The sequence below is a fragment of the Rhodococcus sp. 5A-K4 genome (genome assembly GCF_046097995.1).
In the GTDB taxonomy this organism is placed as follows: Bacteria; Actinomycetota; Actinomycetes; order Mycobacteriales; family Mycobacteriaceae; genus Rhodococcus_F; species Rhodococcus_F erythropolis.
This window is the reverse complement of the sequence record NZ_JBJURM010000018.1, coordinates 15,111-26,435: the sequence shown is the minus strand read 5'-3', so window position 1 is coordinate 26,435 and position 11,325 is coordinate 15,111. Positions and strand designations below refer to the sequence as shown.

Below are 11,325 nucleotides of genomic sequence, written 5' to 3'. Positions count from 1 at the left end.
CCTCGTCTTCAGTTCGCGATTCGCCTGCTCTTCACGATCAGGAATGTGACCGCTCGCACACTTTTTGTGACTCGATGAGTATCAGTGCAGATTGATGGCACGACAATGACAAATCTCGCACCATATAGGTGCAAAAATGCAGATATGACTCTCGGACTGAGCCCGGACGACCTACTGGTGCTTCTCGCGGTCGGTCGCACCGGTCGCTTCAACACCGCCGCCGACGACCTCGGCCTCAATCACACCACCATCTCGCGCCGCATTTCCTCGCTCGAGAAGTGTCTCGGCGGCCGTGTCCTGGTTCGCTCGTCCGGCGGCTGGGAGCTGACCGACCTGGGCAGACAAGCCCTCAGCGCGGCCGAGCGCATCGAGGCTGCGGTGAACGAACTGGCGCTCGACTCCACCGGTCAGCAGCAACTCGACGGCGTCGTGCGAGTCTCGGCGACCGACGGATTCAGCGCATACATCGCGGCGCCCGCCGGCGCCGCGGTTCGCAGACGCCATCCCCGCGTCAGCGTCGAGATTGTTGTCGCAACCAGAAAGGCGTCGCAGATACGCTCGGGTCTCGACATCGAGGTTGTGGTCGGCAAGCCTCACGTTCACCGCGCCGAAGCAGTCCATCTGGCCGACTACGCGCTGGGTTTGTACGCGTCCCGAGACTATCTACGTCAGAATGCTGTTCCCGAGAGTGCCGCAGATCTGGCCGATCACTCGCTCGTGTACTTCATCGACTCGATGCTGCAGGTCGACGAACTCGATCTGGCTCGCAAGCTCACGGTTTCCATGCGCGAGGCCGTCACGTCCACCAACGTGTTCGTACACATCGAGGCAACGCGCGCGGGTGCCGGCATCGGCCTTCTCCCCTGTTTCATGGCCGAGCAGCACGACGATTTGATTCGCGTTCTACCGGCTCACATCGAGGTGAGACTTTCCTATTGGTTGGTGGCCCGTTCGGAATCCTTGCGACGCCCGGAGGTCGCAGCGGTGGTGACAGCTCTTCGAGAGACGGTGGATCGCAAGCGATCTCAACTCCTCGGTTCTCCCGGAACGAACGAAGCGCTCAGTCCAGAGTCGAACGATGCTGGACGATGACCTTGCGCGCCAATTCGGCGATCTTGACGTTCATGTTTTGTGAGGTTCGCACCAGAATGTCGAAGGCCTCGTCGTCGGACACACGATGCAGTGCCATCAGCAGACCGACGGCCTGACCGATTTCGCGGCTGCTTGCCAGACCACGTCGCAGCGAGTCGGCATCCTCGCCTCGCGTCAGCGCAGTGACGGCCACGGATGCAAATGACGCCAACATGATCGCGTGGTCGGCAACGGTTTCGGTGAAAGCCCCCGGAGTGTCCGAGAAGAGGTTGAGGGCACCGAACTTCTGACGATCGACCATCAGCCGGAACCCCATCGATCCGCGAATGGGTGTCTCTGCCACTACTTTCCGAGCGAACTCGGGCCACTGATTCGGGGTGCGAAGGTCCGACTCGAGTTGCGGCGCCTCCGTATCGAGGGCGTCGATGCACGGCCCCTCACCGGTGGCACGCTCGAGATCGTCTGCATAATCGGCGATCTCGTCGCTCGCCGCTACGGTGACGTTGGTGTTTCCACGTCGCAGCATCAGACTTGCGTGGTCGCAACCGGGAATCAACTCGACAGCCGCCGAACAGATCGCGGAGTACACCTCGGCGCTGTCTGCCGCGGAGTAGAGGATCTCCGCCAACGCCGCGAACACTGCCTTGGGTTCTGTCAGTGCTTGGTCGCGCTCAGCCATCTCCATACACCTCGGGGTCTACCGTTCATCGAATTCTTCATCGAACGGTACAAACCTTACTTACTCGACCTGATGGGGTCGCCGCCGCTCGCCGATTCCCGCCCGTCCGTCCCCTGAAAAGCCTCCGTAGCTGCGCGGTGATGCAGCGCCGTGACCGTGGTGATCTGCTTGGACACCAGGTCGTTGAGTTCGCGGTACTGCTCCTCGGTCTCCCCGGCCGGAATGTCTCGCAGGACCTCCCACATCGCACTCTTGCCGCACAGCGCGGTCCGCATGATCTCGAGCGTTGCCAACTTCACGAGGCGATTACGCCAGATGGCGTCGACATGGACGAGACGTCTGATCCGATTGACCGTCGCGTCGATCTTGGAGTACCGCGGCAGAGATATGCCCTGGGTGTCCTCGATCAGTTGCAGCAGCTGCTCGATCTCGTACTCGAGCTCACCCGGCAACGAATCCAGCTCACCGTCGGCCCAGACGCCGTACGAGTCCGAGAGTGACCGCGAGAGTTGCAGCCCCACCATCGCCCCGCACAGGTGAGTGACCAGATAGCCGGTAGCTATGTGTTCCTCAGCAGATCGCGACCGATTACCGAACATTGAGATCCTCCTGGGCGACGCTCGACCGGTCTGTGCTGACACGGGTGGTGATTCGCCATCCGCCTACCCGCGACAGACCGAGAACAAACGACAGGCGACTCAGACCCGATCCGGCACCACGACGACGGGCTCGAGGATCTCGGCCCGCGACTCCGGCGCTGCGGCGCGCAATGCGTCGGCCGACTCGTCGTCCGGCTGGGTCTGAGACTCGATTTCGGCTTCGACACGCGCTCGGTACGTGTCGACCTCGCGTTCGACGGTGGCGGCATCCCAACCGAGAATCGGGGCAACCAATCCGGCGACCTGCTGTGCGCAGTTGACACCACGATGCGGATATTCGATTGCGATACGCGTACGGCGGGCGAGGATGTCGTCGAGGTGCAGTGCCCCCTCGGCCGCGGCGGCGTACACAGCTTCGACCTGAAGGTAATCGGGCGCGTCCGTGATGGGCTGCAACAACTCCGGTGTCTGCCGGCCGAGTTCGAGGACCTCGGTGATGAGCGAACCGTAGCGGTCGAGCAGGTGCTTGACGCGATACGGATGCAAGCCGTACTGCTCGCCCAGTTGCACGGTCTGGTTGATCAACGCGAAGTATCCGTCGGCGCCGACGAGCGGTACCTTCTCCGTGATCGACGACGCAACCCGCGCCGGAATGTCTTCTGCTGCGACGTCGACGGCGTCTTCCGCCATGACCCGATACGTCGTGTACTTTCCGCCGGCGATGGCGACCAGACCTGGAGCCACACGGGCAACGGCGTGCTCGCGCGAGAGCTTCGACGTCTCGTCGCTTTCACCGGCAAGCAGCGGGCGCAGGCCGGCGTACACACCGTCGATGTCGGCGTGCGTCAACGGCGTGACCAGGACGGAGTTCACGTGGCCGAGGATGTAGTCGATATCTGCTTTGGTTGCCGCCGGATGTGCGAGATCCAGGTTCCAGTCGGTATCAGTGGTGCCGATAATCCAGTGACTGCCCCACGGAATGACGAACAGCACCGACTTCTCGGTACGCAGGATGATGGCGGCTTCACTGACGATGCGATCGCGCGGGACGACGATGTGTACGCCCTTCGACGCTCGCACCCGGAACCGTCCGCGCTGACGTGAGAGCGCTTGGATCTCGTCCGTCCAGACACCGGTCGCATTGATGACGACGTGACCCTTGACCTCGGCGGTACGGCCGTCTTCGCAGTCCCGAACACGAACTCCCGAGACCCGATCCGCTTCCCGCAGAAAGCCGACGACCTGCGTCGACGTTCGGACGACCGCGCCGTAGTGTGCAGCGGTCCGTGCGACGGTCATGGTGTGCCGAGCGTCGTCGACGACGGTGTCGTAGTACTGGATGCCACCGGTCAGCGAACTGCGCTTGAGGCTCGGCGACATGCGTAGTGCGCCCGCCCGCGTCAAGTGCTTCTGGGAGGGGACCGACTTTGCGCCGCCCATTCGGTCGTAGAGGAAGATTCCCGCCGCCATGTACGGGCGCTCCCACACTCGGTGAGCCAGAGGGAACAGGAACTTCAGCGGCTTGACCAGGTGCGGAGCGAGCGTGGTCAGCGAGAGTTCGCGCTCACGCAATGCTTCACGAACGAGGCCGAATTCGAGTTGCTCTAGATAGCGGAGACCGCCGTGGAACATCTTCGACGAGCGACTGGACGTGCCGGATGCGTAGTCACGGGCCTCGACCAACGCAACCTTGAGTCCGCGGGTGGCCGCATCGAGCGCAGCCCCGACACCGACAACACCGCCGCCGACAACGACGACGTCGAATTGCTCGGTCTGAAGCTGTTCCCAAGCAGCTTCACGCTGCTGCGGGCCGAGAAACTGCGCACCTTGCTGCTTACTCAACCCGGTCTCCTGTAAGTCGACGACGAATCCGTTTACAGGCTAGTAGCTTGATCCACATACTGCGACAGCGCACGGATAACTGCGAACGCGCCCGAACATAGGAGTACAGTGAATCAATACATCGCCGCCATCGACCAAGGCACGACGTCGAGCCGCTGCATGATCTTCGATCACGACGGCGCCGTGGTGAGCGTTGCGCAGAAAGAACACGAGCAGATTTTCCCGCGTGCCGGTTGGGTCGAGCACGACCCGGTTGCGCTGTGGATCAACACCCGGGAGGTGGTGGCCGGCGCTCTCGCGAAGGTCGACCTCACGCGGGCCGACATCGCGGCCGTCGGAATCACGAATCAGCGTGAGACGACCGTCGTTTGGGAGCGTTCGACGGGCAAGCCGATCTACAACGCGATCGTGTGGCAGGACACGCGCACGGATCAACTGTGTGTCGAACTGGGCGGCGACGAGGGTCCGGACAAGTACCGAGACAAGACCGGACTGCCACTCTCGACCTACTTCGCCGGGCCGAAGATCCGGTGGATTCTCGACAACGTGGACGGCGCGAGAGCCAAAGCGGAGGCCGGAGAATTGTGCTTCGGCACCGTCGACACGTGGATCGTATGGAACCTGACCGACGGTGTTCACGTGACAGATGTCACCAATGCGTCACGCACGATGCTGATGGATCTCGAGACCCTCCAGTGGGACGAATCGATCTGCGCGGACTTCGGAATCCCGATGTCGATGCTCCCGGAAATCCGTAGTTCGTCCGAGGTCTACGGCACCGGCCGTCCTCGCGGCAATCTCGCCGGTGTGCCGGTCGCCGGAATCCTCGGTGACCAGCAGGCAGCCACATTCGGCCAGGCCTGCCTCTCCGAGGGTGAAGCCAAGAACACCTACGGCACCGGCAATTTCATGCTTCTCAACACCGGAACGAAGCCGGTGCACAGCAAGCACGGACTGCTGACGACCGTCTGCTACAAACTCGGCGAAGCCCCTGCCGTCTACGCACTCGAAGGTTCCGTCGCGGTGACCGGCTCCTTGGTCCAGTGGCTTCGGGACAATCTCGGAATCATTCAGAACGCCAAGGACATCGAGCCGCTCGCCGCGAGTGTCGACGACAACGGCGGCGCCTACTTCGTACCCGCGTTCTCCGGACTGTTCGCACCCCGGTGGCGACCGGATGCACGCGGCGTGATCGTCGGCCTGACGCGGTTCGTCAACAAGGGACACCTGGCACGCGCAGCACTCGAGGCGACGGCATACCAAACCCGTGAGGTCATCGACGCCATGCGTGCGGATTCGGGAGTCGAACTGTCCGCGCTGAAGGTCGACGGCGGCATGGTGGTCAACGAAACCCTGATGCAGTTCCAGTCGGACATCCTCGGAGTTCCCGTCATCCGTCCGGTGGTCAACGAAACGACAGCACTCGGCGCTGCGTATGCAGCGGGCCTCGCCATCGGTTACTGGGCCGACACCGAAGACATCCGCAACAACTGGGCCGTCGGCCAAACCTGGGAACCGGCGATGGACGAATCCGAAAGGTCACGGCTGTACGCGGAGTGGAACAAGGCCGTCGAGCGGACGTACAACTGGTCCGAGTAATCACCCCGATCCTTCCATACCGGAAGAGCTGATCATGGTCGCCTATTGATACTCCTGAGGTATCAATAGGCGACCAAGTTGGTATTGGACGTGACCTACACCACTCTGCGAATCTCATTCAGGCGCGCCACGTTTCGGCGCCGCGAATGTTGCAGAGAAAGGTCGCCACGCATGAGTTCACCCACTCGCAGTTCCGAGGAGATCAACGCCAAGGCACGAAGAGCCGGTATCGCTTCATTCATCGGAACCACCATCGAGTGGTACGACTTCTATATCTACGGCACCGCTGCTGCCCTGGTATTCGGCGAGATCTTCTTCTCCGACACACTGCCGAACGGAGTCGGCACGCTCCTCGCCTTCATCACCCTGTGGGCAGGCTTCCTCGCCAGGCCGATCGGCGGGATCATCTTCGGTCATCTCGGCGACCGGATCGGGCGCAAGAACACTCTGGTCATCACCTTGATGATGATGGGCGTCGCCACTGTCGGGATCGGACTCCTCCCCACCTACGCGCAGGTCGGCATGTGGGCCCCGATCGGTCTGGTCACCCTTCGCGTGATCCAAGGAATTGCGGTCGGTGGTGAGTGGGGTGGCGCGGTACTCATCGCCAGCGAGAACGCGCCGAAGGGCAAGAGCATCCTCTACTCCGCGTTCGCTCAGCAGGGCTCCCCCGCGGGAAATCTGTTGGCAACCATCGCATTCTTCCTACTGTCCTCGATGCCGACGCCGTCATTCCTTCTCTACGGCTGGCGAATCCCTTTTCTCGTTTCGGCAGGCCTGGTCATCCTCGGCATGATCATTCGCCTGAAACTCGAAGAGTCCGACGAGATGAAGGCCGTTCTCGCCCGCAAGAAGGTCGTCAAACTTCCGCTCGCCGAAGTATTGCGCAAGCATTGGGTGCTGGTTCTCCTCGGCGCCGGCGCACTCCCCCTCGCCCAGGTCACCTATTTCAAGAACACCTTCGCATTGTCCTGGGCTACAAAAGAACTCGGATACGACCGCGGCACATTCCTCGCCGCTATCGCGATCGCACTTGTCGTGCAGTTCATCGTCCAACCGTTCGGGGCCGTTCTGGTTTCCAAGATAGACATGCGGAAGGCCATGTGCCTGATGGTGATACCGGAGTTCGTTCTCATGCCCGCGATGTTCTTTGCCATCAGAACCGGGAACTTCACCATCGCAGTCGTTGCGATGTGTCTCGCCACGATCCCGCACTCGATGTTCTACGGCGCCATCGCCGGCGTTCTCGCTCGCGCCTTCCCTGCGAACATCCGTTACACGGGTCTGTCGACGGCGTATCAACTGTGTTCCCTTGTCGTCGGCGGCGGAACTCCGGTACTGGCGCAGTGGATGCTCAACACGTCAGGCAACATCGTCGGGGTCGCGATCGTGTCCGGACTGTACGCACTTGTCTCGCTGATCTGCACCCTTCTCCTGCTCCGACGTACCGGCTACAACGCAAGCGAACTCTCGACGGCCGAGCAAGCGGATTACGACGAGCTCGAACTCGAGAACGCTCTTGCCGATACTGCAAACTCGCCGAAGTCCGAAGCGGGTGAAATTCCTACCGGTCGGGCAACCGTCTAAGCCAGGGACGGCAGCGCTTGCTCGGACAATTTCAACACTTCGAGAAGAGCAGGTCTGTCGTCTCCATCTCGCCAGGCGATACGCAGTTGAAGGGGAGGAGGTGGATCCATGACGGGAACAAAGACAACATCAGGGTTCACGATGCTTTGGGCCACCGACGAAACAGTCAACGAGCATCCGATTTCCGCGGACACCAGCGCGATCAACGACATCGAATCCGGTGCCGTCTGCACGATTCGAGCCAGGAACCCTGCGTTCTTCGACGCAGTGAGCAGAGACTCCCGCAGAATCGAACCCGGCTCCGCCGGAAGCGTCACCCAATTCTCGGACTCCAATTCGATCAACCGAACCGATTCCCTCGACGCCATCGGATGGTCTTTCGACATGGCAACCAGAAAGTTCTCCTCGGCGATCAATCTCGACGTGATCCCGAGCGGCGGGACGGTCCACCGGACCATCCCGATGTCGAGGCGTCGATCGAGCAACATCAACAACGCCTCGTTCGCGAAAGCGGAACTGTCGAGCACGAATTCGATACCGGGATTCGTCTTTCTCACCAATTTCGCCCACCGCCCGACGAGTAGGTGCGACGAGGTTCCCGCGAAGCCCAGGCGAACGCGACCTGTCGTTCCCTGGCCTGCCGCGGATACCGCGATCTCGGCCATCCGGCACGCGTCCAGAATTTCGCGCGCCGGAAGCAGCAGTGCTTCACCGGCAGCAGTCAACCGCACAGTTCGAGTACTTCGATCGAACAACGGCGAACCGAGCTGTTTCTCGAATTGCCTGATCGTTCGACTCAGCGGCGGTTGCGCAATCCGAAGGCGCTGAGCCGCACGGCCGAAATGTAGCTCCTCAGCCACCGCGAGAAATGCGTTGATCTGATGAATTTCCACCCGACATTGTTGCGCCACACCGGCCGACCATGTCAAGTTTCCGAAACCGACCAAGTGCGCGAGAACGTAAGAAGAGGTATACACGTGGACAAGACGCTCTCGATGAAAGAGGCCATCGGTCGATACGTCGGCGACGGAATGACTGTTGCGTTGGAGGGCTTTTCGCATCTCATTCCATTTGCCGCGGCACACGAGATCATCCGGCAGGGCAGGAAGGACCTCACGCTGTGCCGGATGACGCCGGACATCGTTTCCGACCAACTCGTCGCCGCCGGCTGCGTCCGAAAGCTGGTCGCTTCGTTCTTCGCCAGCGGCTCCGCAGGTTCTCTGTACGAGTTACGCAGACGCATCGAGAACCAGGACCCGCTCCCCCTCGAAGTCGAGGAATACAGCCATTACGGCATGGTGTGCCGGTATCAGGCGGGAGCCGCCAGGCTTCCCTTCTTCCCGCTACGGTCGTACGCCGGTAGTGATCTACCCGCACTCAACCCACAACTGAGACTCGTCGAGGACCCGTACGGCGGCGGGAGCGTCTACGTTGTGCCGCCATTGAATCCGGATGTCACGATCATCGGCGCACAGCGAGCGGACTCGTCCGGGAATGCGCAGATCTGGGGCATCGCCGGGGTGCAGCAAGAGGCCGTGTACGCCGCGAAGAAGGCAATCGTCGTTGTCGAAGAACTGGTCGACGACGAGGTCATCAGGTCAGACCCGAGCCGAACTCTGATTCCCTCGCATGCAGTCGACGCGGTTGTCGTCTGCCCGCGCGGCGCACACCCGTCGTACGCGCAGGGATACTACGACCGCGATTGCGGCTTCTACCGACGCTGGACCGAAATCTCCAAAGACCCTTCACAGCTGAGAAATTGGCTCGACGAATGGGTGTACGCACTCGACAGTCACGGCGAGTATCTCGCCAAACTCGGAGCCGACTACTGGTCGGATCTCGAGGTCGGACCAAAACTCTCCACACCAGTCGACTACGGGAGCAGACTATGACCACCACGATCGACACCGGTAACACCACCTCCACCGAAACGATCGTCGCCGTCGCGGCACGCGAATTGGCGGGTAAGCGCCGGGTCTTCGCCGGAGTTGGGCTACCCACGCTCGCAGTCGATCTCGCGCGGCACACGTCGAATCCGGACGTCGAGCTGATCTACGAATCCGGAGTGTGCGGTGCACATCCGTCGGCAATGGCCGAGGGTATCGCGGACTCCGTGGTTGTCTCCGGTGCCGAATCCGTGCTCAGCATGGCCGCGCTCTTCGGTTACGTCCTGCAAGGTGGCAACGTCGACGTCGGATTTCTCGGGGCCGCTCAAATCGATCGAACGGGCAGTCTGAACACAAGTTTCATCGGTGACTGGAAGAACCCGACGGTCAGACTGCCCGGAGCAGGCGGGGCCGTCGAGATCATCGCGAACGCCGCCGAGATCTTCGTCGTGATGCGTCGCCACGATCTCAGTTCCTTTCCGGCCGAGCTCGACTTCTGCACCTCACCCAGCCCTGCCCGCGCCCACGCCAGCGGTAAGGGCATCATGCCGGTAGGTGCAGGAGTGACCAAGGTATTCACCAACCTCGGCGTCCTGACACACCAGGGCCCCGGCGGCGAATTGGAGTTGACCAGCGTCCACGAGGGAATCTCTGTCGATCAAGTCCGAGAGTCGACGGGATGGGACCTCGCCGTCGCCGAGCACGTCACCATCACCACCCCACCATCGAGCACGGAGATCGATCTGCTCCGCAACACTATCGACAAGGTCAGGCTGTACCTGCGGTAACACTCTTCCGGAGCCTGCCGACGGCATCGACCAGCACGGCTTCGGGATACGTCGCGAAACACAGTCGAGCGCTTCGACCGAGGTCAGCTTCGACCGCGAAGGCCGAACCTGGGACAAATGCCACGCCGTGCTCGAGCGCGGCACCCAGGAGTTCGGTGGTGTCGACGTCGTCGACGAAATCCATCCAACAGAACATCCCGCCGCGGACCTCGGAAAAGCGTGCACGCCCACTCAATTCCGTCTCGGCGGCCGTGACCAACGCCTTCGCTCTGGCGCCGTAACCCTCCCGGAGCTTGTCGAGGTGCGTTTCGAACCATTCGACGTCGGAGAAGAGGTCTGCGGCGATCTGCTGGGTGAGCGAAGACCCGCACAGGTCAGCGCCTTGCTTGATCAGTTCGACCGCCTCGCAGACCTTTCGGTCGCCGTGCAGCCAGCCGACGCGCAGCGCCGGTGCCAACACTTTGGAAGCACTGGACAGCCGAATCACCCTGTCCGACAACGCCGCCAGCGGTGCGGGCGGTTTCTCGCCGAAGTACAGTTCGCCGTACGGGTCGTCCTCGAGAACCCAGAACCCGTATCGGTCCGCCAGCGCCGCCAAGTGCGCTCGCCGCTGCGCCGAAAGCACCGCGCCCCGCGGGTTGTGGAAATTGCTCACGGTGTGCACAACTTTGGGCCGAAGACCGGCGGCGAGTTTCGCCTCGAGCGCGTCGGTGTCCATTCCGTCCTCGTCCAACTGGACGGGAACGAGACGAGCCTGCGCCGTCCGAAAGACCTGCAGCGCACCGGTATATGCCGGTTCCTCCACGACCACAACGTCACCGGCGTCGAGGAGGACCTGCGCGAGCAGGCTCAGACCTTGCTGAGAACCGTGTGTGATCACAACTTCGGACACGTCGAGTACCCGCCCGATCTTGGAGGATTCGCGCTCGGCGATCACCTCACGGAGGCGCCGCAGGCCTGACGTCTCGCCGTATTGAACGGACGAGGGGTCACCGAGTGCGTCGTGGGCTGCCTTCGAGATTCGTTCCCGCGGAATGAAATCAGGATCGGGTAGTCCGCCGGCCAAACTGATGACGTCGGGTCGGGCAGTCAAGGTGAGCAGATCGCGAATTGCAGAACTACGGAGTCCGTCCATACGAGCGGACAGCGCGGCGTGTGTCATGTGAAGCTCCCAGGCACGCAGAATGAAGGTCAGAGGAAAACACCCTGAGCCGTCCTGGGTCAACGGGGCGGGAGAGCGCCGAGATACCGAC

Annotated in this window: 10 protein-coding genes; 5 read left to right on the top strand and 5 right to left on the bottom strand. The window is 61.9% G+C overall.

Going from position 1 to position 11,325, the window contains the following annotated elements; translation table 11 throughout:
• The first annotated feature begins 144 nt into the window (after positions 1-144).
• On the top strand, positions 145-1,092 hold the full coding sequence (locus tag ACKAMS_RS21920; protein WP_021332532.1) for a LysR family transcriptional regulator: 948 nt from the start codon (positions 145-147) through the stop codon (positions 1,090-1,092).
• Here the strand turns inward: ACKAMS_RS21920 and ACKAMS_RS21915 are convergent.
• From ACKAMS_RS21915 to ACKAMS_RS21905, 3 genes are all read right to left on the bottom strand, one after another.
• On the bottom strand, positions 1,061-1,777 hold the full coding sequence (locus ACKAMS_RS21915) for a GAF and ANTAR domain-containing protein (RefSeq protein ID WP_019747714.1): 717 nt from the start codon (positions 1,775-1,777) through the stop codon (positions 1,061-1,063). The two genes, ACKAMS_RS21920 and ACKAMS_RS21915, sit on opposite strands and share 32 nt — an antisense overlap.
• Positions 1,778-1,827: 50 nt before the next feature.
• Positions 1,828-2,370, bottom strand: coding sequence for a hypothetical protein (locus tag ACKAMS_RS21910; RefSeq protein ID WP_019747713.1), 543 nt, complete (start codon positions 2,368-2,370; stop codon positions 1,828-1,830).
• A gap of 99 nt (positions 2,371-2,469) precedes the next feature.
• Positions 2,470-4,212 carry a glycerol-3-phosphate dehydrogenase/oxidase gene (locus tag ACKAMS_RS21905; RefSeq protein WP_047890264.1) on the bottom strand — a complete coding sequence of 581 codons (1,743 nt, stop codon included), beginning with the start codon at positions 4,210-4,212 and terminating at the stop codon, positions 2,470-2,472.
• A gap of 108 nt (positions 4,213-4,320) precedes the next feature.
• On the opposite strand from ACKAMS_RS21905, the gene glpK reads away from it, so the two are divergent.
• Together glpK and ACKAMS_RS21895 are read left to right on the top strand one after the other, a co-directional pair.
• Positions 4,321-5,811, top strand: coding sequence for a glycerol kinase GlpK (gene glpK, locus ACKAMS_RS21900; protein ID WP_019747711.1), 1,491 nt, complete (start codon positions 4,321-4,323; stop codon positions 5,809-5,811).
• A gap of 171 nt (positions 5,812-5,982) precedes the next feature.
• The gene (locus ACKAMS_RS21895; RefSeq protein WP_019747710.1) at positions 5,983-7,398 is read left to right on the top strand and encodes an MFS transporter; all 1,416 of its coding nucleotides are present in this window, start codon (positions 5,983-5,985) and stop codon (positions 7,396-7,398) included.
• Here ACKAMS_RS21895 and ACKAMS_RS21890 read toward each other — a convergent pair.
• Entirely contained in the window at positions 7,395-8,291 is an 897-nt protein-coding gene (locus ACKAMS_RS21890) for a LysR substrate-binding domain-containing protein (protein ID WP_408989516.1), read from the bottom strand. The genes ACKAMS_RS21895 and ACKAMS_RS21890 overlap by 4 nt on opposite strands.
• Positions 8,292-8,375: 84 nt before the next feature.
• On the opposite strand from ACKAMS_RS21890, the gene ACKAMS_RS21885 reads away from it, so the two are divergent.
• Positions 8,376-9,290, top strand: coding sequence for a CoA transferase subunit A (locus ACKAMS_RS21885; protein ID WP_408989515.1), 915 nt, complete (start codon positions 8,376-8,378; stop codon positions 9,288-9,290).
• On the top strand, positions 9,287-10,072 hold the full coding sequence (locus ACKAMS_RS21880; RefSeq protein WP_021343669.1) for a 3-oxoadipate--succinyl-CoA transferase subunit B: 786 nt from the start codon (positions 9,287-9,289) through the stop codon (positions 10,070-10,072). Before ACKAMS_RS21885 ends, ACKAMS_RS21880 begins: the two co-directional genes overlap by 4 nt.
• On the opposite strand, the gene ACKAMS_RS21875 is transcribed toward ACKAMS_RS21880, so the two are convergent.
• Entirely contained in the window at positions 10,053-11,234 is a 1,182-nt protein-coding gene (locus tag ACKAMS_RS21875) for a PLP-dependent aminotransferase family protein (RefSeq protein ID WP_408989514.1), read from the bottom strand. The genes ACKAMS_RS21880 and ACKAMS_RS21875 overlap by 20 nt on opposite strands.
• Positions 11,235-11,325: the final 91 nt, after the last annotated feature.

Excerpts from the sequence above, each read along its gene's own strand:
- ACKAMS_RS21920 (WP_021332532.1), top strand. The coding sequence starts at position 145 with ATGACTCTCGGACTGAGCCCGGACGACCTACTGGTGCTTCTCGCGGTC.
- ACKAMS_RS21915 (WP_019747714.1), bottom strand. The coding sequence starts at position 1,777 with ATGGAGATGGCTGAGCGCGACCAAGCACTGACAGAACCCAAGGCAGTG.
- ACKAMS_RS21910 (WP_019747713.1), bottom strand. The coding sequence starts at position 2,370 with ATGTTCGGTAATCGGTCGCGATCTGCTGAGGAACACATAGCTACCGGC.
- ACKAMS_RS21895 (WP_019747710.1), top strand. The coding sequence starts at position 5,983 with ATGAGTTCACCCACTCGCAGTTCCGAGGAGATCAACGCCAAGGCACGA.
- ACKAMS_RS21880 (WP_021343669.1), top strand. The coding sequence starts at position 9,287 with ATGACCACCACGATCGACACCGGTAACACCACCTCCACCGAAACGATC.
- ACKAMS_RS21875 (WP_408989514.1), bottom strand. The coding sequence starts at position 11,234 with ATGACACACGCCGCGCTGTCCGCTCGTATGGACGGACTCCGTAGTTCT.